The sequence below is a fragment of the Tenacibaculum aquaeponti genome (assembly GCF_052084715.1).
Lineage (GTDB): Bacteria > Bacteroidota > Bacteroidia > Flavobacteriales > Flavobacteriaceae > Polaribacter.
On record NZ_CP197288.1, the window covers coordinates 3,324,338 to 3,346,088 of the forward strand.

General features: G+C 28.5%; 27 protein-coding genes. 18 read left to right on the forward strand and 9 right to left on the reverse strand.

Features of this window, described 5'->3' with window-relative positions:
- Window positions 1-9: 9 nt before the first annotated feature.
- The 11 genes from ACSIGC_RS15140 (at window position 10) to ACSIGC_RS15190 (ending at window position 8,950) form a co-directional block, all read left to right on the forward strand.
- Window positions 10-1,110 carry a Glu/Leu/Phe/Val family dehydrogenase gene (locus ACSIGC_RS15140; protein WP_442265618.1) on the forward strand — a complete coding sequence of 367 codons (1,101 nt, stop codon included), beginning with the start codon at window positions 10-12 and terminating at the stop codon, window positions 1,108-1,110.
- A gap of 75 nt (window positions 1,111-1,185) precedes the next feature.
- Entirely contained in the window at window positions 1,186-2,124 is a 939-nt protein-coding gene (gene nusB, locus ACSIGC_RS15145) for a transcription antitermination factor NusB (RefSeq protein ID WP_442265619.1), read from the forward strand.
- Window positions 2,125-2,165: 41 nt separating this feature from the next.
- Window positions 2,166-2,630: a DUF1573 domain-containing protein gene (locus ACSIGC_RS15150; RefSeq protein WP_442265620.1), complete on the forward strand. Its 465-nt coding sequence runs from the start codon at window positions 2,166-2,168 to the stop codon at window positions 2,628-2,630.
- A 1-nt stretch (window position 2,631) separates the two neighbouring features.
- On the forward strand, window positions 2,632-2,943 hold the full coding sequence (gene yajC / locus ACSIGC_RS15155; protein WP_442265621.1) for a preprotein translocase subunit YajC: 312 nt from the start codon (window positions 2,632-2,634) through the stop codon (window positions 2,941-2,943).
- Window positions 2,944-3,024: 81 nt separating this feature from the next.
- On the forward strand, window positions 3,025-3,960 hold the full coding sequence (locus tag ACSIGC_RS15160; RefSeq protein WP_442265622.1) for a CdaR family protein: 936 nt from the start codon (window positions 3,025-3,027) through the stop codon (window positions 3,958-3,960).
- 3 nt (window positions 3,961-3,963) lie between these two features.
- Window positions 3,964-4,545, forward strand: coding sequence for a dephospho-CoA kinase (coaE, locus tag ACSIGC_RS15165; protein ID WP_442265623.1), 582 nt, complete (start codon window positions 3,964-3,966; stop codon window positions 4,543-4,545).
- A 153-nt stretch (window positions 4,546-4,698) separates the two neighbouring features.
- The gene (locus tag ACSIGC_RS15170; protein WP_442265624.1) at window positions 4,699-6,231 is read left to right on the forward strand and encodes a sensor histidine kinase; all 1,533 of its coding nucleotides are present in this window, start codon (window positions 4,699-4,701) and stop codon (window positions 6,229-6,231) included.
- Window positions 6,232-6,245: 14 nt separating this feature from the next.
- Complete coding sequence (locus ACSIGC_RS15175) at window positions 6,246-6,947, forward strand: response regulator transcription factor (protein WP_442265625.1); 702 nt, start codon at window positions 6,246-6,248, stop codon at window positions 6,945-6,947.
- Window positions 6,948-7,032: 85 nt separating this feature from the next.
- Window positions 7,033-7,653 carry an L-threonylcarbamoyladenylate synthase gene (locus ACSIGC_RS15180; RefSeq protein ID WP_442265626.1) on the forward strand — a complete coding sequence of 207 codons (621 nt, stop codon included), beginning with the start codon at window positions 7,033-7,035 and terminating at the stop codon, window positions 7,651-7,653.
- 72 nt (window positions 7,654-7,725) lie between these two features.
- Window positions 7,726-8,448 carry a helix-turn-helix transcriptional regulator gene (locus tag ACSIGC_RS15185; protein WP_442265627.1) on the forward strand — a complete coding sequence of 241 codons (723 nt, stop codon included), beginning with the start codon at window positions 7,726-7,728 and terminating at the stop codon, window positions 8,446-8,448.
- A 43-nt stretch (window positions 8,449-8,491) separates the two neighbouring features.
- Window positions 8,492-8,950 (forward strand): GyrI-like domain-containing protein, encoded by a 459-nt coding sequence (locus ACSIGC_RS15190; protein WP_442265628.1) that lies wholly within the window; start codon window positions 8,492-8,494, stop codon window positions 8,948-8,950.
- A 30-nt stretch (window positions 8,951-8,980) separates the two neighbouring features.
- Here ACSIGC_RS15190 and ACSIGC_RS15195 read toward each other — a convergent pair whose 3' ends face one another.
- Window positions 8,981-9,979, reverse strand: coding sequence for a glycosyltransferase family 2 protein (locus ACSIGC_RS15195; RefSeq protein ID WP_442267769.1), 999 nt, complete (start codon window positions 9,977-9,979; stop codon window positions 8,981-8,983).
- Window positions 9,980-10,234: 255 nt separating this feature from the next.
- Between ACSIGC_RS15195 and ACSIGC_RS15200 the strand changes: the two genes are divergently transcribed.
- Complete coding sequence (locus ACSIGC_RS15200; protein WP_442265629.1) at window positions 10,235-10,948, forward strand: response regulator transcription factor; 714 nt, start codon at window positions 10,235-10,237, stop codon at window positions 10,946-10,948.
- On the opposite strand, the gene ACSIGC_RS15205 is transcribed toward ACSIGC_RS15200, so the two are convergent.
- Window positions 10,945-11,391 carry a type I restriction enzyme HsdR N-terminal domain-containing protein gene (locus ACSIGC_RS15205; protein ID WP_442265630.1) on the reverse strand — a complete coding sequence of 149 codons (447 nt, stop codon included), beginning with the start codon at window positions 11,389-11,391 and terminating at the stop codon, window positions 10,945-10,947. The two genes, ACSIGC_RS15200 and ACSIGC_RS15205, sit on opposite strands and share 4 nt — an antisense overlap.
- Window positions 11,392-11,436: 45 nt before the next feature.
- Between ACSIGC_RS15205 and holA the strand changes: the two genes are divergently transcribed.
- Both holA and ACSIGC_RS15215 read left to right on the forward strand, forming a co-directional pair.
- Entirely contained in the window at window positions 11,437-12,438 is a 1,002-nt protein-coding gene (holA, locus tag ACSIGC_RS15210; RefSeq protein WP_442265631.1) for a DNA polymerase III subunit delta, read from the forward strand.
- 14 nt (window positions 12,439-12,452) lie between these two features.
- Window positions 12,453-12,905 carry a DUF1569 domain-containing protein gene (locus ACSIGC_RS15215; RefSeq protein WP_442265632.1) on the forward strand — a complete coding sequence of 151 codons (453 nt, stop codon included), beginning with the start codon at window positions 12,453-12,455 and terminating at the stop codon, window positions 12,903-12,905.
- Here ACSIGC_RS15215 and ACSIGC_RS15220 read toward each other — a convergent pair whose 3' ends face one another.
- Entirely contained in the window at window positions 12,906-13,151 is a 246-nt protein-coding gene (locus ACSIGC_RS15220) for a hypothetical protein (protein WP_442265633.1), read from the reverse strand. It abuts the gene before it with no gap.
- Window positions 13,152-13,321: 170 nt separating this feature from the next.
- Here ACSIGC_RS15220 and ACSIGC_RS15225 point away from each other — a divergent pair, with 170 nt between their 5' ends.
- The gene (locus tag ACSIGC_RS15225) at window positions 13,322-14,131 is read left to right on the forward strand and encodes a DNA alkylation repair protein (protein WP_442265634.1); all 810 of its coding nucleotides are present in this window, start codon (window positions 13,322-13,324) and stop codon (window positions 14,129-14,131) included.
- A 1-nt stretch (window position 14,132) separates the two neighbouring features.
- Here the strand turns inward: ACSIGC_RS15225 and ACSIGC_RS15230 are convergent, their stop codons facing one another.
- The 6 genes from ACSIGC_RS15230 to rlmH form a co-directional block, all read right to left on the reverse strand.
- Entirely contained in the window at window positions 14,133-14,495 is a 363-nt protein-coding gene (locus ACSIGC_RS15230; protein WP_442265635.1) for a DUF1304 domain-containing protein, read from the reverse strand.
- Between the two features lie 60 nt (window positions 14,496-14,555).
- Window positions 14,556-15,581, reverse strand: a complete 1,026-nt coding sequence (locus tag ACSIGC_RS15235) for a M28 family metallopeptidase (RefSeq protein WP_442265636.1) — start codon at window positions 15,579-15,581, stop codon at window positions 14,556-14,558.
- Window positions 15,582-15,649: 68 nt separating this feature from the next.
- Window positions 15,650-16,447 (reverse strand): ABC transporter ATP-binding protein, encoded by a 798-nt coding sequence (locus ACSIGC_RS15240; protein ID WP_442265637.1) that lies wholly within the window; start codon window positions 16,445-16,447, stop codon window positions 15,650-15,652.
- Between the two features lies 1 nt (window position 16,448).
- Window positions 16,449-17,480 (reverse strand): FecCD family ABC transporter permease, encoded by a 1,032-nt coding sequence (locus ACSIGC_RS15245; RefSeq protein ID WP_442265638.1) that lies wholly within the window; start codon window positions 17,478-17,480, stop codon window positions 16,449-16,451.
- A complete protein-coding gene (locus ACSIGC_RS15250; protein WP_442265639.1) occupies window positions 17,473-18,057 on the reverse strand; it encodes a non-canonical purine NTP diphosphatase in 585 nt (194 codons plus the stop codon). Before ACSIGC_RS15250 ends, ACSIGC_RS15245 begins: the two co-directional genes overlap by 8 nt.
- A 148-nt stretch (window positions 18,058-18,205) precedes the next feature.
- Window positions 18,206-18,679 carry a 23S rRNA (pseudouridine(1915)-N(3))-methyltransferase RlmH gene (gene rlmH / locus ACSIGC_RS15255; protein WP_442265640.1) on the reverse strand — a complete coding sequence of 158 codons (474 nt, stop codon included), beginning with the start codon at window positions 18,677-18,679 and terminating at the stop codon, window positions 18,206-18,208.
- Between the two features lie 109 nt (window positions 18,680-18,788).
- Here rlmH and ACSIGC_RS15260 point away from each other — a divergent pair, with 109 nt between their 5' ends.
- The 3 genes from ACSIGC_RS15260 to ACSIGC_RS15270 all read left to right on the forward strand — a co-directional run bounded on the left by ACSIGC_RS15260 (window position 18,789) and on the right by ACSIGC_RS15270 (window position 21,742).
- On the forward strand, window positions 18,789-20,180 hold the full coding sequence (locus ACSIGC_RS15260) for a glycoside hydrolase family 71/99-like protein (RefSeq protein WP_442265641.1): 1,392 nt from the start codon (window positions 18,789-18,791) through the stop codon (window positions 20,178-20,180).
- Between the two features lie 77 nt (window positions 20,181-20,257).
- On the forward strand, window positions 20,258-21,118 hold the full coding sequence (nadC, locus tag ACSIGC_RS15265) for a carboxylating nicotinate-nucleotide diphosphorylase (RefSeq protein ID WP_442265642.1): 861 nt from the start codon (window positions 20,258-20,260) through the stop codon (window positions 21,116-21,118).
- 3 nt (window positions 21,119-21,121) lie between these two features.
- The gene (locus ACSIGC_RS15270; protein WP_442265643.1) at window positions 21,122-21,742 is read left to right on the forward strand and encodes a CatB-related O-acetyltransferase; all 621 of its coding nucleotides are present in this window, start codon (window positions 21,122-21,124) and stop codon (window positions 21,740-21,742) included.
- Window positions 21,743-21,751 lie beyond the last annotated feature (9 nt).

Here is a 21,751-nt window from a genome sequence, read left to right on the forward strand (position 1 = left end):
TAATATACTATGATGTCTGAAATTATTGATACTAAAGACCTTAAAAATGATCCTGTTTTCGGACAGTTATCTTTTGATGGTCACGAACAGGTTGTTTTTTGCAACGACGAAGATACAGGTTTAAAAGCAATTATTGGTATACACAATACAACTTTAGGTCCGGCACTTGGAGGTACAAGAATGTGGCAATATAAAACAGAATGGGAAGCTTTAAACGATGTGTTACGTTTATCAAGAGGTATGACTTACAAGTCTGCTATCACTGGTTTAAATTTAGGTGGTGGTAAGGCTGTAATTATCGGAGATGCTAAAACTCAAAAGAACGATGCATTGATGCGTAAATTCGGTGAGTTTGTTAACTCTTTAAGCGGAAGATATATTACTGCTGAAGATGTAGGTATGGAAACAAGAGATATGGATGTTATTCGTGAGGTAACTCCACATGTAACAGGTGTTTCTGAAGCTATTGGAGGGTCAGGAAATCCTTCTCCTGTAACAGCTTATGGTGTTTACATGGGGATGAAAGCTGCTGCTAAATATAAATTTGGAACAGATAATTTAGAAGGAAAGAAAGTTTTAGTTCAAGGAGTTGGCCATGTAGGTGAAACTTTGGTTAAACATATTACTGATGAGGGAGCTCAGGTAATTTTAAATGATATTAACGAAGCTAGATTAGAAGAGTTAAGTAAAAAATATAACGCAAATGTTGTTTTAGGTAACGATATTTATGGTTTAGATTTAGATATTTATGCACCTTGTGCTTTAGGAGCAACTGTAAATGATAATAGTATTGCTCAATTAAATGCTAAGGTTATTGCTGGAGCAGCAAACAATCAGTTGGCAAATGAATTAAAACATGGTAAATTGTTAAAAGAAAAAGGGATCGCATATGCCCCTGATTTTTTAATTAATGCTGGAGGAATTATTAATGTTTATGCTGAAGTAGCTGGATACGGTAAAGAAGAAAGTTTAAAAAGAACAGAAAACATATATAATACAACATTAGAAATCTTTGATTTAGCAGATAAAGAGAATATTACAACTCACCAAGCAGCTTTTAATATTGCACAAGGAAGAATTGATGCACGTAAAAAAGAACAAAATAGCTAAGGTAAGTCGATAAAAGTTTTATTTTTGCAAGGCGATAGAAAAAATTCTATCGCCTTTTTTAAAGTCCTCAATTTAATGATAAACAGAAGACATATTCGTTTAAAGGTGATGCAATCAGTATATGCAATGCAGCAATCACATAATACCGATCTTGTTAAAGAAGAGAAGTTCTTAAAATTTAGTGTTCAAAAGATGTTTGATCTATATGTTTTGAATTTCCAATTACTTCTTGAAGTACAAAAATTGGCTCATAAAAAAATTGAGCTTTCAAAAAAGAAAATCTTAGCCACAAAAGAAGATTTAAATCCTAATACAAGATTTATTGATAATATACTCTTAAATCAAATAAGAGAAAGTGTAAGTCTAGAAGGTTATGTAGAGTTAAATAAACTTGATAATTGGGATTTAGATGACGAATATGTGAAAATTATCTGGGAAGAGTTAAATAAGAGTGATTTTTATAAGGAGTATATGGCTTCAGATGATAACTCTTACAATGCTGGAAAGAATTTTGTTATTACTTTCTTTAAAGAGATTATCGCACCTAATGAAAAATTAGCAGATTATTTTGAAGATAAAATGATTTCATGGGTAGATGATATTCCTTTTGTGAATACTTGGGTTGTCAAAACACTTAATAAACAAAAATCATCTTCTCCTTTTGTTTTAGGAAATTTATATAAAGATGAAGAGGATAAGAGGTTTACTTCAGAGTTATTTAAAAAAGTAATGCTTAATCAACATAAGTACGACGAAGATATAAAAGAGAAAACTCCTAATTGGGAAACAGATAGAATTGCTGATATTGATATGATTTTAATCAAAATGGCAATTACAGAGTTTTTACATTTCTCTTCTATACCAAGTAGAGTAACAATTAATGAATATATAGAATTAGCTAAAGATTATTCTACCAATAAAAGTGGATATTTTATTAACGGAGTTTTAGATAAACTATCCAAAGATTACCAAGAAAGTAATAAAATGGTAAAAATCGGTAGAGGTTTGTTATAGCTATTTCAATTAGTTATTTTTAACCAATAAATTTATACAAAATGAAAAAAGCAATTATAACATTAACAACTGTGCTTTTATCAGTTGTGTTAGTATCTTGTAAAGAAGGTAATGCTGCATCTAAGGTGAAAATAGGAAACGTAGAGGAGGCTCAAAAGAGAGATAAAGCAATCAATGTAGGAGCTCCAGAAATAGTTTTCGATAGAGAATTACACGATTTTGGAATTGTAGATGAAGGGTTTGTAGTAGAAACTTCATTTAAAGTTACAAACACAGGTAAGTCTGATTTAGTAATCACAGATGCAAAAGCTTCATGTGGGTGTACAGTACCAACTTGGCCAAGAACACCTATTAAACCAGGAGAAACAGAAGAAGTTAAAGTAAAGTTTAATACTTCAGGTAAACCCAATAAACAAAGTAAAACAGTTACTTTATACACAAATACTGTTAAAGGAAGAGAAGAGGTGAAAATCTCAGGTATGGTAACTCCAAAAAAGAAAGCATAACATGTTAAATATGATTTTTTTACAAGCGTCAGAACCAGGGATGATGAACATGCTGATGTTAGTTGCTTTTATAGCTGTTTTTTATTTCTTTATGATTCGTCCACAAATGGCTAAACAAAAGAAGGAAAAACAGTTTAGATCTGAAATTAAAAAAGGAACTAAAGTTGTTACTACAAGCGGTATTCATGGACGAATTGTAGAAATTAATGATACAAACAATACTGTAGTTATAGAAACTGGTGCAGGTAAGATTAAGTTTGAGAGGGCAGCTATTTCTATGGAGTTAACAAATAAATACATAGAAAACAAGTAAGTCGAATCATTTTCAGAATAAAATTAAGGTGAGCTTTTTTGCTCACCTTTTTCTTTTTAATTAGATTGCAATAAAAGATAATTGGCTAAAGCATTACACATACCTAAAATATTTTTTAGTTTTTTAATAGCGTCATTTTTAATGTGGATGTTAATAAATTTATCAAAAAAATATACCTCTAAAATTGTGTATATTATAGAGTATAAAGATTTACCTCAGAATAAAATACTACAAGAAGAGCCTTTAAAGAAAATATCTGTAACAGTTAAAGGAAGTGGTTTTAATTTATTAGCAGCAAGTTTTTCTACTAAGAAAGTGTTTTTTTCTTTAGAAAAATTGATTAAGAAAAGTAATAGAGAGTTTGTTTTATTAACAAAATCCCAAGAGGAAGAAATTCAAAAAAAATTAAAATCAGGTTTGGAATTAGTTAAAGTTAGTAAAGACTCAATTTATTTTAAGTTAGGTACTTTAGCTTCAAAAAAAGTGCCTATTCAAATAGATCTCAATCTAGATTATAAATTAGGTTATGGGATGGAGAATATTGCTTTAGAACGGGATAGTGTGATACTTTCAGGTCCAGAGTTACAATTGAATAAAATAGAGTTTATAAAAACAAAGCAATTAACACTTCAAGAGGTTAGTGAAGATGTTAGTGTTGATTTGGATTTTGAGCTACCAAAAGATGTTGTTGGAATAAAACTCAATTTAGAAAAAGTAAAAGTTAGAGTTCTGGTAGATAAGTTTACAGAAGGTAGTTTCGAAATTCCTATAAAAATTATTGGAATTCCAAAAGGAATGAAGTTGAATACTTTTCCAAAAAAAGTAAAGGTGTTTTTTAAAGTTGGATTAAAGAATTATCAAAAAATTACAGAGGACTTATTTGAAATTGTTTGTGATTATAAAAAAACAAAAAAAGATAATTTACAATATTTAGTGCCCGAAATTAAAAATAAACCAGAATTGATTTCAACAATAAGGATTACACCACAACGTGTAGATTTTTTAATTCATAAATAAAAAATGTTAGTAGGTATTACAGGAGGAATAGGTAGTGGAAAAACTACTGTATCAAAAATGTTTTCAGAATTTGAAAATGTTCAAATTTATCATGCAGATGAAGAAGCAAAAAGACTTATGAATACTTCTGAAATAATTAAAAGAAAAATTATCAAAGAATTTTCTCAAGAAGCCTATAGTGAAGAAGGGTTGAATAGATCTTTTTTAGCAAAAATTGTTTTTGAAAGTAAAGAAAGATTAAAAGTATTGAATTCAATTGTGCATCCTGAAGTGCACAAACATCTACAAGGTTTTATAGCAAAACATAACAAAAAAGATTATATTCTGTATGAAAATGCCATTCTTTTTGAAAATGGAAGTCATAAATTATGCGATAAGATTATAACAGTGTCTGTTCCGCAGGATATTAGGATTAAACGAGTAATGAAAAGAGATGGAGTTGATAAAGAAACTGTTTTAAATAGGGTGAAAAATCAATGGTCAGACACAAAAAAAACAATTCAATCTCATTATCTGATTATTAACTTAGATTTAACTAATGTCTGGTTTGATGTGAAGAGAATTCATAATAAATTAACATATTAATTTTAATTAATTGTCGATATCTTAAGGTATTTCTTAATTTTTTCTTAAAAACATATTATCTTTGTTAATCTAAGTTAAAAGCGATTAGGCTTTAGCATATTAGTTTATTTTTGATCGATGGGAAAAAGAATTTTTGTTCTAATTGTTCTGCTTATGAGTATTTCTTTAACAGGAATAATTGCAGTTCAATTATATTGGGTGAAAAATGCAGTAAAAAGTAAACGTTCTGAGTTTGAGGATAATGTGAAGATTGCATTGGCTAAAACATCAGAAAGAATTAAAGAAAGAGAGTATAACGAATTTGTTGATAAACATAAAAAGGTCTTTGAAAATAGTGAATCTATAAGCACAGCTGAGCTTAAAAATTACCTATTCCAACAAATAGATACAGTTGCAAAAAAGAAATTTACTTTTGGAGCAACTATTCTAGAAGAAAACTTTAAAATCCCCGTTGATTTTGTTAATAGCGATACAATAATCATTAAAAGGTTTTCTGGGAAAGAGGATTTTTCACAAACCATTACTTATAGTTCTGATAATGGAGATTTTAAAAGTTACACAGATGAGAATAAATATTCGAGACTTTTAAAATATCCTAGTTGGCAAAAGAAACAAGTAGAATATTTATTTAGCCAAAATCAGAAACATATGCCTATTCATAAAAGAATAAGCAAAAGAGAGTTAAATAGTACTCTTAAAGATGAATTAGGTAAAAGAAATATAGATCAAGAATTTAAATTTGGTGTATATGAAGGAGGTTTGGCTACGAAAATTAAATCTGGTTATTTTAAAATAGATGAAAAAAATAGTTATTTCTATCCGTTGTTAGAAGATGATAGTGGAAATAGTAATTACAAGTTATATGTTACTTTTCCAAACGAAAAAAAGAGCCTTCTTTCTAGTATGATGTATGCGCTATTATTATCATTATTTTTTATAGGTATTGTAATAGCTGCTTTTTCTACTTCTTTATATCAATTAGTAAGACAAAAGAAAATATCAGAAATAAAAACAGATTTCATTAATAATATGACACATGAGTTTAAAACACCTATAGCTACTATAAATTTAGCTCTAGATGCGATTAAAAACCCTAAGATTATTAATGATGAAGAAAAAGTAAAACGCTATGTTAAAATGATTCGTGACGAAAATAAACGTATGCATGGTCAGGTAGAAAATGTATTAAGAATATCTAAGCTAGAGAAAAATCAAATAGAAATAACAAAAGAAGCAGTTGAAGCTACAGATATAATTGAAGAAGCAATAGATCATGTTAGTTTATTAGTGTCAGACAAACAAGGAACAATAAATACACATTTTAAGGCGATTTCTTCTGAGGTTTTAGGGAACCAGTTCCATTTAACTAATGTAGTTGTAAATATATTAGAAAATGCAATAAAATATTCAGAGGAAGCACCCAAAATAGATGTATATACAGAAAACACGAACAAGTATTTTATATTTAAAATAAAAGACGAAGGAATAGGTATGAGTAAAAATGCCCAAAAATATATTTTCGATAAATTTTATCGAGAGCATAAAGGTAACATTCACAATGTGAAAGGGCATGGTTTAGGATTAGCCTATGTAAAAGAGATTATCGATAACCACCATGGCACGGTTCATGTGGCAAGTGAGAAAGGTAAAGGAAGTACATTTACAGTTAAACTACCATTAATATAAATTGAAGGGTAACAATGGGAACTAGAAAAATTCTATTAGTAGAAGACGATCCAAATTTTGGAACAGTATTAAAAGATTACTTAGCATTAAATGATTACAATGTAACTCATGCTAAAGATGGAATCGAAGGTTTAATTATGTTTAAAAATTCTGAATATGATTTATGTATTTTAGACGTAATGATGCCAAGGAAAGATGGTTTTTCATTAGCGCAAGATATTAGAGCGACTAATAAAGAAGTGCCAATTATTTTCTTAACTGCTAAAACAATGAAAGAAGATGTTTTAAAAGGATATCAAGTTGGAGCAGATGATTATTTGAATAAACCTTTTGATTCTGAGGTTTTATTACACAAAATAAAAGCTATTTTACAAAGGAAAGAAACAGAGAAATCTAAAGACGATGATCAGTTTGAGTTTACTATCGGTAAATTTGCTTTTAATTCTAAATTAAGGCATTTGTCATTTAATGGAGATGATCCTTTAAAATTATCTCCTAAAGAAAGTAAGCTATTACGAATGTTAGCTGTACATAAGAACGATTTAATGCCGAGAGAGTTAGCACTAACTAAAATTTGGAGAGATGATAACTATTTTACATCTAGAAGTATGGATGTATATATAGCAAAACTTCGTAAGTATTTAAAATTAGACGATAGTGTAGAAATTTTGAATATACATGGAGAAGGTTTTAGACTAATAGACAACGAAGCTTAACTACTAAAAAATATTTAAAAAACTTCCAATATGATTTTATATTGGAAGTTTTTCTTTTTAGATTTATATTAAAGATTAATTGATAATGGCTCAATTTTTAAAAATTTATAACGACAATCCTAATTCTAAAGAAATAGAAAAAGTAGTAAAAGTATTACAATCGGGAGGCGTAATTATTTATCCAACTGATACAGTTTACGGGTTAGGTTGTGATATTACTAATATGAAAGCGATGGAAAAAGTTGCACGTATTAAAGGAGTGAAATTAGAAAAATCTAATTTCTCTTTTGTATGTAATGATTTAAGTCATTTGTCAGATTATGTTAAACAAATAAGTACTCCTGTTTATAAAATTTTGAAAAGAGCATTACCAGGTCCATATACTTTTATATTACCAGGAAGTACAACTTTGCCAAAAGCTTTTAAAAAAAGAAAAACTGTAGGTATACGTGTGCCAGATAATAATATAGCAAGAGCTATTGTAAAACAACTAGGGAATCCTATTGTTTCAACGTCAATTCATGATGAAGATGAAGTGATTGAATATACAACAGATCCAGAACTTATTTTCGAAAAATGGCAGCAAATCGTTGATTTAGTTATAGATGGAGGCTATGGAGATAATTATGCATCTACAGTAATTGATTTAACTCAAGATGAGCCAGAAGTAATTAGAGAAGGTAAAGGTAGCTTAGATGTAATTTAGAATTAAAACTTTTAATGATATTAAGAAGTGTTTTTGAATCTTATAAAATAAAAGGAAGGAAAAGATTACCCTATGAGTAACAAACCTCGAATTTCTCGTTTAACAGCTATTATTACACAGCTTCAATCTAAAAAGTTAGTGACAGCTACTTATCTTGCTGAAAAATTTGGAGTTAGTGTTAGAACAATATACAGAGATATTAGAACAATTGAAGATTCTGGTGTGCCAGTATATACAGAAGAAGGAAAAGGATATTCATTGTTAGAAGGTTATTATTTACCTCCAGTAATGTTTACAGAAGAAGAAGCCAATGCCTTAATTACTGCAGCTTATTTAATTGGAAAAAATAAGGATCAATCTTTAGTTGAGAATTATGAAAATGCTATTACTAAGATTAAGTCAGTTTTTAGGAAACGACAACAAGAAAAATCAGAACTATTAGCCCAACGAATAGAGTTTCGTTATAATCCAGAAAAAGCAATTACAAGTAAAAATTTAATTACACTTCAAACTGCAATAACAGGTTTTAATTTGTTAGAGATAGAGTATAATTCTCTAGAAAATAATTTTACCAAAAGAATAGTAGAACCATTTGCATTATATAGTACAAATGAGAATTGGTTGTTAATAGCATACTGCAGACTCAGAAATGACTTTAGAGTTTTTAGAATTGATTTAATTCATCGAATTATTAATCTAACTGAAAATTTCACTCCCCATAAAATGACACTAAAAGAATATTTTGAAATTTGTAAAGCAAAATTTTATAAAACCCCTGACATACCTTTGACATAAACCTCTTTTAGATTTGTGATAAATAATTTTGAAACTAAAAAAAATGAACAAAACACAAATTGACTCGTTTAACATTATTGGAATTAAAACAAGAACTACAAATGCAGATATGCAAGCTGCTAAAGATATTCCTGCTTTATGGCAAAAGTTTATGGATGACAATATTGCTAATAAAGTAGAAAATAAACTCAATAATAAGGTGTATGCGGTTTACACGAATTATGAATCTGATTACACAGGAGCTTACGATATTATTATTGGTTGTGAGGTTGATGTTTTAGGTGAAATACCAGAAAATATGATTGGTATTCAAATTCCTAATTGTAATTATGAAGCCTTTTCAGTAAAAGGAAAATTGAAAGATAATATTGTTTATAATAAATGGATTGAGATTTGGAATTCAACTATTGATAGAAAGTATAAAGCTGATTTCGAAATTTATCCAGAGCATACAAATGAAACAGATGATACAGAAGTGAAAATTTATATTTCTATTAATTAGAGGAATAAGTAAGCTCAATTAAGTTTGAGCTTATTTTAATGAATTAAATTTCTTTTTCTGTAAAACAAAATGTTGCCAGACTACAGAAGTATGAATACTGTAATTTGATTTACGTTGAATTTGTTTACGTTTTTTAAAGAATTTATATAAATTTTTATAAAAACTTAAATGTGCTTTAAGTACAGACCATGTGTGAATTGGTCTTAATTCTAAAGCGAATTTTAAACCAGCAATTCCATCTAAAATTAAGCGAGTAAAAATAACTAAGAATAAGTTTTTACTTGGAACGTTTTTTAAGATAGTTAGTAAACTATTTCTAAAATTCAAGTAAGTTTTTCTTGGATTAGATTCTTGTAATGTTGCCCCACCAACATGGTATACAGCAGAGTTTCCAACATATTTAACTGAAAAACCTTCATTTTGTGCTCTCCAGCATAAATCTATTTCTTCTTGATGTGCAAAATAATCTTCATCAAAACCTCCTAATTGATGAAAAACAGTGCTGCGAATAAAAAAACAAGCACCTGAAGCCCAAAAAATATCAGAAGTTAAATCATATTGTCCTTTATCGGATTCTAAATTGTTAAAAACTCTTCCTCTACAGTATGGATATCCAAAAAAATCAATGAAACCACCAGCAGCTCCGGCATATTCAAATTTATTTTTTTCTTTAAAATCTAAAATTTTAGGTTGAATAATAGCTGTGTTTTCTTCTTGTTCAAAAATATTCAATATTGGAGGTAGCCAATTTTTAGTTACTTCAATATCAGAATTAATTAAACAATAAATATCAGCAGTTATATGTTGTAAAGCATCATTATATCCTTTGGCATATCCGCCATTTTCTTTGTTCAGAACAATTTTAATAGTAGGGAAATTATCTTTTACAAACTGAATAGAGTTGTCTGTAGAAGCGTTATCGGCAACATAAATTGCAATATCTTCAGAACTATATTTTACAATTGAAGGTAAAAATTGTTCTAGCAATTTTTGACCATTCCAATTTAATATGATTACAGCAGTTTTCAAGTCCGCAAACATACATCAATAATATTATTTTAAAATATAAAGAACTATTAATTTTTTTAATATTTAAAAAAAACATGAAGATGTAGGTAGGAGTTTTTAAGTTTCAATTGTCTTATATATGTACATGAAATTCTCTGTTAGGGAGGAGAGGAGAATAAGGTAACACAAAATTGAAAATATAATTCAAATTAAGCTTTTGTAAGATTATTCAAAAATGTACGACTAGAAAATTAGGGGGTAAAAAAAATATTTTTAATGAGGTCGATAAAAATTTTATTGATAGATGCAGATGTAGACTTTGGAATGGTCTTAAAGAATTATCTGCTTTTAAACGGGTATAATGTTACATTTACAAGTACTCTAAGCGATGTTTCTTTATTGGTAAATAGTTCTAAATTCGATTTATCTATTATAGATTCTAAGTTAATTACAACAACTAGAGCTGAATTTGTGAATTCGGTAAGAAAACATAGTAAAGATTTTCCAGTAATTTTCCTTTCAGAAGAAATTTTATTAGAGGATGTATTTGAAATTAATAAAATACCATTGGTAGATTATTGTTTTAAAAAACCTTTTTCTACAGAAGTCTTAATTGAAAAGATTAAATCTATTTTAAAAACTAAAGAAAAAGAACATAATAAAATGTTTAGTGCAGTGGAATATACTATAGGTGATTTTACATTTAATTATAGAACCCGTCAGCTTTCTTTTAAAGGTGAAGAACAAAGAAGATTAACACCTAAAGAAAGTAAGTTGTTAAAGTATTTATCTGAATACAAAAATGCAATAATGCCAAAAGCAATTGCATTAACTAAGATTTGGAGAGATGATAATTATTTTACATCTAGAAGTATGGATGTTTACATCACCAAACTTAGAAAGTATTTAATGTACGATGAAAACATTGCTATTGTTAATGTTAGAGGTGAAGGATACAAGTTATTAGATAATACAGCACAAAGCGCTTAACGTTTGTAAGTAGGAATATCTCTTAAAAAAATATAATTCTCGTCCTCAGAATTCATCATACAGTAATAGTGTTCTAAACCATTAGTCACTATTAAATACTTAGCGTTTAGTTTTAAATTATATCGCGCAATTTGATCAAAAGTATCCTGTGTTATTTTAACAGAAGGAGCTTTACATTCTACAATAATATCAGGAGTGCCATCTGAACTAAAAATCAAGATGTCGCTCCTTTTCTTTAAATTATTTATTGTTAATTGTTTTTCAATAGCAATTAAAGAAGTTGGGTAATTTTTTTCTTGAATTAAAAACTGTACAAAATGCTGCCTAACCCATTCTTCTGGAGTTAAAACAATATATTTTTTTCTGATTTCATCAAAAATCAGATAGTGTTTTTCATTACTTTTGATATTGAAAGTATATGAAGGTAAATTCAATTTTTGCATCAATCAAAAGTACTAAAAGTTTGATTTAAATTTTGTTGAAAATTAATGAATGAAGTAAAACAAATTGTTGACGATATAAAAGCAGGAAATCTTAAACCGATTTATTTTTTAATGGGTGAAGAGCCATATTACATTGATAAAATTTCGAGTTATATAGAAAATAATGTATTAGATGAATCTGAGAAAGGATTTAATCAAATGGTTATGTATGGTAGAGATGTAACAGTAGATGAAATTGTTTCTTCAGCAAAAAGATTTCCAATGATGGCAGAGCATCAGGTTATTATTGTGAAAGAAGCTCAAGATTTAAGTAGGTCTATTGAAAAACTAGATAGTTATGCTGATAATCCGCAAAAATCTACAATTTTAGTCTTCAATTATAAATACAAGAAGTTAGATAAAAGAAAGAAAGTATATAAAGCAATTGCTAAAAATGGATTGATTTTCGAAAGTAAGAAGTTATATGAAAATCAGGTTGGTGATTGGATTGCTAGAGTTTTAAAAAGTAAGAAATTTACGATTGAGCCAAAAGCAGCTCAAATGTTAGTTGAGTTTTTAGGAACAGATTTAAGTAAAATAAGTAATGAATTAGATAAACTTACTTCTGTTTTAGATGCAGGAACAATAATCAATCCAAGCCATGTAGAAGAGAATATTGGAATCTCTAAAGATTTTAATAATTTTGAGTTACGCAAAGCTGTCGGAAATAAGGATGTTGTTAAGGCAAATAGAATTATTAATTATTTCAGTAAGAATCCAAAAAATAACCCTTTAGTAATGACAATTTCATTATTAAACAGTTTTTTCACACAACTTTTATCGTATCATGGATTAAAAGATAAATCTAAAGCTTCAGTTGCACGAACGTTAGGAGTAAATCCTTATTTTGTAGATGATTATGCAAACGCAGCAAGAAATTATCCGATGCGTAAAGTATCTCAAGTTATAGGATTGTTAAGAGAAGCAGATGTGAAAAGTAAAGGAGTAGGAGCAAATCAATCCCATGGAGATATTTTAAAAGAATTAATTTTTAAAGTATTACACTAAATAAAGCTCTTATTATGAAAAATATCTTTAGTAAAGAAATTACAGAAGAAGTGATTTCTAGAATCAATACATTAACTCCACAAACTCAACCTAAATGGGGAAAAATGAATGTGGCGCAAATGATGGCACATTGTTCAGTTTCCTATGAGGGAATTTATACAGATAAGCATCCAAAACCAAATGCTTTTATGAGGTTTGTTTTGAAGTTATTAGTAAAAAATCAAGTTGTTTCAGAAAAACCTTATCCGAAAAACGGTAGAACAGCACCTCAGTTTTTAATTACTGAAGAGAAAAACTTTGAAAAAGAAAAGCAAATCTTAATTGATTATTTATATAAAACCCAAGAATTAGGTGAAAATCATTTCGATGGAAAAGAATCAACTTCATTTGGTAAATTAACCAAACAGGAATGGAATAATTTATTTTATAAACATTTAGATCATCATTTAACACAGTTTGGAGTATAGCTAGAAAATCCCTATGAAGTATAGGTAAATTAAAGAAGTTACTATAATTATAGAAATTACAGAATACTTAATAATAGATTCTTTTTTTTGAGTTTTCTTAGCTTCTTCACCATATTTTTTAATGACACTTTTAGAAGCCTTAGGAAAGTTAAATCTAGTTTTCGAATAAACACTAGAACTTAGTTTTTTATCTCTAACGTCTTTTAGTTTTTTCTTTCTCTGTTGATTACCTTGTTGTCTATTCATCAACATTTTTAGTGAGCCCCATCCGTCCATAATAAACAATTTTTAAAGTTGAATTTTCAATTAGCAATACCTTAATATAAGAAAAATAAAGCTTTTTTCTAAATTTATAGAAAACTAAAACTTTATTCAATTAGTTTTTTAGTTAACAACACTATATAAAAAGTTATTTCATGCAAAAAATTCCAGAAGCTATTTTAAATAGAAAGGGAGCTAGAAGTGCTAAAGATTTGAATCCAGAAGCAATAGAATATTTAAATAGAGGATTAATAGAGACTAAAAATTTAATGGAATGGTTAGCTGTTGATCAATTAACTTTATTACAACTAGTTTTAAAATTTTTAGGAAAGGAAACATGGTTTTCTGATTTTGAACAAGCGGTTAATAATCAAAAGAAACCTACTGCAAATAGTAATACAAAAGTTATTGGGCAGACTTTTGGGGTGTTAACTAAAGATAAAAATGTTTACGATTTTTTAAAAAATCATACTTCTGATGTGGTGAGATGTTGGGCTTGTTGGGCTGAAAGTTTACATTTTGATGAAATAGAAAAACTACTGAATGCAATGCAAGTTTATGCTGCAGATACTCATTTTGGAGTACGAGAAGTAGTGATTTTCGCAACTAAAGAAAGAATGATTGAAGATTTAGATAAATCTATAATTATTTTGTCTTCATGGGCTACTCATACTGACGAAAATGTAAGGCGTTATGCTGTAGAGTCGTTAAGACCAGTTGGAGTATGGACTAAAAAAATAGCAGCTTTTCAAGAGAATCCTGAAAAAGGAATTTCTTTATTAACGCCATTAAAATCAGATTCGTCAAAGTATGTTCGAGACGCAGTAGCAAATTGGTTAAATGATACGAGTAAATCTAAGCCAGAGTGGGTTTTAAACATCTGTAAACAATGGGAGAAGGAATCTTCTTCTAAAGAAACAGCTTACATTATAAAAAGAGCATTACGAACAATAAATAAGAAATAACTTATTTTAATAATATCATAACAAGAGTGATAATAGCAGGCAACCCTTGAACATAAAAGATTTTTTTACTTGTAGAGATAGCTCCATAAATACCCGCGACAGCAACGCAACTTAAAAAGAAAATAGAAACATTAATTTTCCATTCTGTATTCTCAATAAAGAAAGTCCAGATTAATCCTGCTGCTAAAAAACCATTATATAATCCTTGGTTCGCTGCAAGAGTTTTGGTTTTAGGGAATAATTCTTTAGGGTAGTGTTTAAAAATTTTTGGTCCTCTTGTTTCCCAAGCAAACATTTCAAACCATAAAATATAAAGGTGAAAAAAAGCTATAAATCCAATTAATGCATTGATTAAAATATTCATATGAAAAGTTTTCTCTAAAATATAAAAATAAAAAAACTCGCCAAACGACGAGTCTCTTTTTTATTGAGCTTTATCGACTACAATTCGATTTTTTCTGTTTGCTACTTCCCATGCAGTATAAAATACTAAACGAGTTCTATTCTCTAGTAGTTCATAATTAATTCTATCAGGAGTATCTGTTGGTTGATGATAATCTGCATGAGTTCCATTAAAATAAAAAATAATTGGAATGTTGTGCTTAGCAAAGTTATAATGATCGGAACGATAGTAAAAACGATTAGGATCGTTTTCATCATTATACTTATAATCTAAATTAATATTCATGTATTTTTTATTAGCTTCTTCAGAAATATTATGTAACTCTGTGCTTAATTTATCTGAACCAATAAGATATACATAATTAGGATTTCCTTTATGGCGAGCGTCAATTCTACCAATCATGTCGATATTTAAATCTGTAACTGTATTTTTTAAAGGGAAAATAGGATTTTCAGTATAATATCTAGAGCCAATTAATCCTTTTTCTTCTGCAGTAACGTGTAAAAATAAAATAGATCGTTTAGGTCCTTTTCCTTCATTAGCTGCTTTTTTAAATGCTTGAGCAATTTCTAAAATTGCAACTGTTCCTGAGCCGTCATCATCAGCACCATTGTATATTTTTCCATTTTTTACACCTTCATGGTCTAAATGAGCAGAGATTACAATAATTTCATCAGGTTTTTCTGTACCTTTAATAAAAGCAACAACATTTTCGGAATCATTTAGCTTTTTTCCTCTACGATTATTGCTTAGATAAGCAGAAGGAACTTTTTGAAAATAATTATTTCCTCCTAAAGGAGAAGCTATACCTTCATTGATATAAAAATCTTTTAAATAATTCACGGCTTTCTTTTGTCCTGGCTCTCCAGTGTTTCTTCCTTCAAATTCATCGGAAGCATAAATAAAGAGGTGTTTTCCTAAATCTTTAGCGGTTATTGTTTCTGCGTATATAGTAACATCGTCCTTTTTAGATTTGTTTTTTTGCTGTGCAGAACTGTTATATGTTATCATAGCAAGTGAGCATGCAGCGAAAATAAAATTCTTCATTATAAATAAATTTGTTTTATAAAATATGCGGGAATCAAATGTAGGTTAAAACCTACAGAGCTTCAAATTTAATTTTTGTTAATTACGAATTGTTGTAATTTCTTGTTAAACTTAATGTTATCTTTAGGAAATAATAAAGAAAAAGCATCAGAATCTATTAAAGTAGATAAATCTCCACTAAAGAGTTGTTTTTGAGTTAATAAAATGAATTCATTTGCAAGTTGCATTGCGAGATTAACTTCATGAGTAGAGATGATAATCGTTTTATTCGTGTTTTTTACAAGGTTTTCTAATAAAGAAAAAACTTTATAAGTATGATGAATGTCTAAATGAGCAGTTGGTTCATCTAAAATTATAACTTCAGTATCTTGAGCTAAAGCTCTTGCAATAAGTACTCTTTGAAGTTGACCGTCACTTAATTGATAAAAAGGTTTGCTTTTTAAATGAGTGATATCGGTTAAATCCAATGCTGTTTGAATTTTTTTCATATCATTAATTGACAAACGATCTAACCAGTTAGTGTAAGGTTGTCTTCCTAGGGCTACAATTTCAAAGACAGAAAGTTGACTTTCAGGTAAACGTTCAGTTAGTACAACGCTTAAAATTTTAGCTAACTCTGCATGAGTATAGTTTTCTAAAGGAGAGTTTTGAATTAAAATTTCTCCAGATATAGGTTTTTGAACTTTACTTAATGTTCTTAGAAGTGTAGATTTTCCTGCACCATTTTTTCCTAACAAAGCGACTAATTTACCTTTAGAAATAGATAAATTGATGTCTGAAACTATAGTGTTAGTTTGTTTTTTTGACTGATAACCAACAGATAAGTTTTTAGTTTTTAGAATTATATTTTCTTTATCGATGTTCAAATTACACGTAAATTTTTTTCTTTCTTACTAAAAGCCAAATTACAACAGGGGCTCCAAATAATGAGGTAATTGCATTTATAGGTAAAGTAAATTGGTGTTTGGGAAACTGAGCAATTGTATCACAAATTAATAAAATAATTGCTCCTGTAATAGTTACAGCTGGGATCAATATTTTATGATTTGAAGTTTTAAAAGCTAACTTGGTTATGTGTGGTGTTGCTAAACCTATAAAAGCAATTGGTCCACAAAATGCAGTTATAATTCCGGTTAAAACACTAGTAATAATTAATATTATATTTCTGCTTCTTTTGGTATTAATTCCTAGGCTTTTGGCATAATTTTCACCAAGTAAAAAGCTGTTTAAAGATTTAATTGAAGCAAAAATTCCTGATGCGCATATAAAATATATTCCAGAGAAAATTAAAATTTCATTCCAAGTTAAATTTCCAAGACTACCAAATCCCCAAAAAACAAATTGTTTAACTTGTTCAGCTTCACTAAAATATGAAAGAACGTTTATTATAGCGGAAGTAAGAGCACCAAACATTAATCCTATAATTAATATAGACATAGTGTTTCTTACTTTGTTAGCTGCTAAAATAACTGCAATTAAAACTAAAAAAGCACCTAAACTAGCTGCTAAAGGCAAACCTAAAGTATGTATATCAAAACCTAAAAAACCTCCTATAAACCCAGAGCCTAAAACAAATAAAGCAACTCCTAAACTTGCTCCAGAAGAGATGCCTAATACAAAAGGCCCAGCTAACGGGTTTCTGAATAATGTTTGCATTAATAAGCCGCTAACAGATAACCCCGAGCCAACTAAAATAGCAGTGATTGTTTTTGGTAATCTATAATTAATAATAATAGTTTCCCAGCTAGTTTTAGATGGGGTTTTTCCTAGTAAAGTATTAATAATTTCTTTGAAAGGAATAGCTACCGAACCTAAACTAATATCTACTAAACTAAAAAATAATAGCGCAAAACAAAGAATTGTAAAATGGGAATAATATGTTTTTTTTAAGTTAGTCAATTAATGAAGTTTTTAGAAACTCAACAAGTTTTTGAATAGCTAAACCTCTATGACTAATTTTATTTTTTGCTTCTGAACTCATCTCAGCAAAAGACTGTTGGTATCCTTTGGGCTGAAAAATTGGATCATAACCAAAGCCTTTCTCTCCTTTTTTATCAAGTAAAATATTTCCTTCACAAATACCATTAAAAAGGAATTGCTCCCCATTTAAATTTAAACAAATTGATGTTCTAAATTGAGCTTTTCTGTTTGTGTTTTGATTGAGGTTTTTTAGAAGTTTAGTCATATTATTTTCTGCGTTAGCAGGTTCACCTGCATATCTGGCTGAATATACACCAGGTTCGCCTTGTAAAGCTTCCACTTCTAATCCTGTATCATCAGCAAAACAGTTATAGTTATAATGATTAGTGATATGATTGGCTTTAATTTTAGCATTACCTTCTAAGGTAGTTGCAGTCTCTTCTATATCTTCAAAACAATTAATGTCTTTTAATGATAAAAGTTCAATAGAATCAGGTAACATTTCTTGAACTTCTTTTAGTTTATTTAAATTATTGGTTGCAAAAACTAATTTCATATCTAAAAATTACTTAAACAAAAGTAGGATTTTTTATCATCTCTAAGGTGGTTTGTTGCATAAATAAATTGTGTGAATAATGCCTGAATTAACTTCTAAAAAGATACTTGTAATATCTTGTAAAAGTTTGAATTTTAAATGCTTTTATTTATTCATGATGATATGGCTCGTTTTTTAAAATGGTATAACCACGATAAATTTGTTCAATAATAAATAAACGAATCATTTGATGAGAAAAAGTCATTTTCGATAAAGATAATTTTCCGTTAGCCTTTTTATATACAACGTCAGAAAAACCATATGGGCCTCCAATAACTAAAACTAATTGTTTAATACCTGAATTCATTTTTTTTTGGAGAAAATTAGAAAACTCAATAGATGTGTAGTGTTTTCCTTTATCATCTAAAAGAATAAGTTGATCTGTATTTTGAAGTTTTGAAAGAATAAGTTCACCTTCTTTTTCTTTTTGTTGTGCTTCTGATAAATTCTTAACATTCTTTATATCTGGAATAATTTCAACTTCAAATTTCACGTAATGTTTTAATCTTTTTTGATAGATGTTAATTAACTGAATTAAATTTTTGTCATCAGTTTTACCTACAGCAAGTAATTTAATTTTCATGATCTGGTGATTTAAAACAAAACTAGATTAAAAATCAGTTAATTCCCTCTTTTATTTAAAAAAATAATAAACTAAATTTAAGGTGTAAATTATTGAATATTATATTATTATGAGAAGTCCCCTAAAAAAGATCATAATAGTTTTTCTGTGTAGTGTTTGTTTTAGCTGCTCGAAAGATTATTTAGAAGAACAAACTCCAGTTGAATTTGTTCAAGAGAAAATCAAAGAAGAAAAGTTTTATAAAAAGTGGAACTTTAATGAAGAAGAATATGATATTAAAAATGTAATAAAAGAAGAAGAAAGTAAAAGTATTTCGAATACTACTAACGAATTACTTTACAGGAGAGGAGGAGCAGTTACTGGGAAAAAAATTTATGTTCACTACATGCCTTGGTTTCAAACTAAATCAATAGATGGTTTTTGGGGGCAACATTGGACTATGATGAATCAAGATCCAGACCAGACTGATGAAAACGGAAAAAGGCAAATTGCATCACATTATTATCCTTTAATAGGTCCTTATTCAACAAATGATGAAGATTTACAAGAGTATCATCTTTTATTAATGAAATTTAGTGGTATTGACGGTGTAATTTTTGATTGGTATGGAATTAGAGATGTTTGGGATTTTGATTTGATTAAAAGAGGAACAGATAATTTTATTTCTCAATTAGAAACTTCAAGAATGAAATTTGCTATAATGTATGAAGATAGAGTAGTAAATGAACAAGCAAGAGGGTTAACAGATTTGCAATTAAATCAGGCTATTGCGGATATAGATCATATTAATAAAAAATATTTTAGGAATAGAAACTATATAAAAGTTAATGGTAGGAATTTACTAATGATTTTCGGTCCAAATTATATAGATGATTCATCAGATTGGGAGAAAATTTTAGCATCTGTACAGAATCAAAGTGAGGTATTAACTTTATGGAATAGTAGAGAGATTTTAGGAACTGATATTTGTTCTGGAGAATATGCATGGATTGATAAAAAACATTTACAAACACTTAAAGGTTATTATAATTATGAAGCTAATTTTAATGATGAAATTATTGGAGGAGTAGCTTATCCTAGATTTAATGATTTTTATAAAGAAGGTGGTTGGAGAGATGTAAATGAAGGTGAATGGGAATTAGAGGGTAATGGAACAAATACTTTTGAAGAGTCTTTTGTAGAATCAGAAAATAGAAATACAAACTTTATTCAAATAGCTACATGGAATGATTTTGGAGAAGGTACAATTATTGAGCCTACTAAAGAGTTTGGTTTTCAGCATTTAGAAAAATTACAAAGCTTTACAGGAGTTAATTACAGAAAAGAAGATTTAAGAATACCATTTTATATCTATAAGTTAAAGAAACAATTTCCAGATGATTATGCTGTTCAGTTTTTAACTAAAAGAGCTTGGTATTATGCAATGGAAGGACAGTTAAAAAGATCTAAGTTTTTATTAAGCTTGTTGTTTTTTTATTACGGAGATGAGTTTATTTCATAGTTTTTATAATTAATAGTTCGAGTTGAATTTTATTTATAGAGGTAAAACATTATTTTTACCTCTATAATAAAATTTACATGATATCTCAAGAACAATTTAATAAAGAACTAGAGTTAATTATAGCAAATGCAATTCGTGAAGATATAGGAGAAGGAGATCATACTTCATTATCTTGTATTCCAGCAGACGCTACAGGTAAAGCAAAATTATTAGTAAAAGACGAAGGAGTAATCGCAGGTGTAGAATTTGCTAAGCAAGTTTTCGCTTATGTAGATAAAGATTTAAAAGTAGAAACTTTAATAAATGATGGAGAAAAAGTAAAATATGGAGACATTGTTTTTTATGTTTCCGGGAAATCTCAATCTATACTACAAGCAGAACGTTTAGTTTTAAATGCAATGCAACGTATGAGTGCTATTGCAACTAAAACAGGATACTTTATGGGATTGTTAGAGGGAACAAAAACAAAAGTATTAGATACGCGTAAAACAACTCCAGGAATTAGAGCATTAGAAAAATGGGCTGTAAAAATTGGTGGAGGAGAAAATCATCGTTTTGCTTTATATGATATGGTTATGATTAAAGATAATCATATCGACTTCGCTGGCGGAATAACCCAAGCCATTACAAAAACAAAAGCTTATTTAGCAGAGAAAAATTTAGATATTAAAATTATAGTAGAAGCTAGAAATTTAGATGAAATTAAAGAAATTTTATCTAATGAAGGAGTGTATAGAATCTTAATAGACAATTTTAATTACGAAGATACAAGAAAAGCTGTAGAGCTTATTGGTGATCAATGTTTAACTGAAAGTTCTGGAGGGATTAATGAAAAAACAATTCGTAAATATGCTGAGTGTGGTGTTGATTTTATCTCTTCTGGAGCATTAACTCATTCTGTTTATAATTTAGATTTAAGTTTAAAAGCAGTAGATTAATTCATGATCGGACCTGATAAGAATAGTAAGTTTCCTTTGCCTAATTACGATAAATTATGTTTTCTGAAAAATGTAATTAAAAATCCAAATATTATTGTTGGAGATTATACCTATTATGATGATTTTGAAAATGTAGAAAATTTCGAAAAAAATGTAAAGTATCATTTTGATTTTACAGGAGACAAGCTAATCATTGGTAAATTTTGTATGGTTGCTTCTGGAGTCAGTTTTATTATGAATGGAGCAAATCATTTAACAGATGCAATTTCTACTTATCCTTTTGCCATTTTTGGAAATGGTTGGGAGAAATCAATGGAAGGAAAATCTTATCCAAATAAAGGAGATGTAGTTATTGGTAACGATGTTTGGATTGGTCATAATGCAACAATAATGGCCGGAGTTACTATCGGTGATGGAGCTATAATTGCTACAAATTCAACAGTAATTAAAGATGTTCCTCCCTACACAATTGTAGGAGGGAATCCAGCAAAAGAAATAAAAAAACGTTTTAATCAAGAAACTATAGATGAGTTATTAATGTTAAAATGGTGGGATTGGCCAATTGAAAAAATCACGGAAAATCTTCAAAATTTAACTGGTAATTCAATAGATAAACTTAAATAACAATCCAAA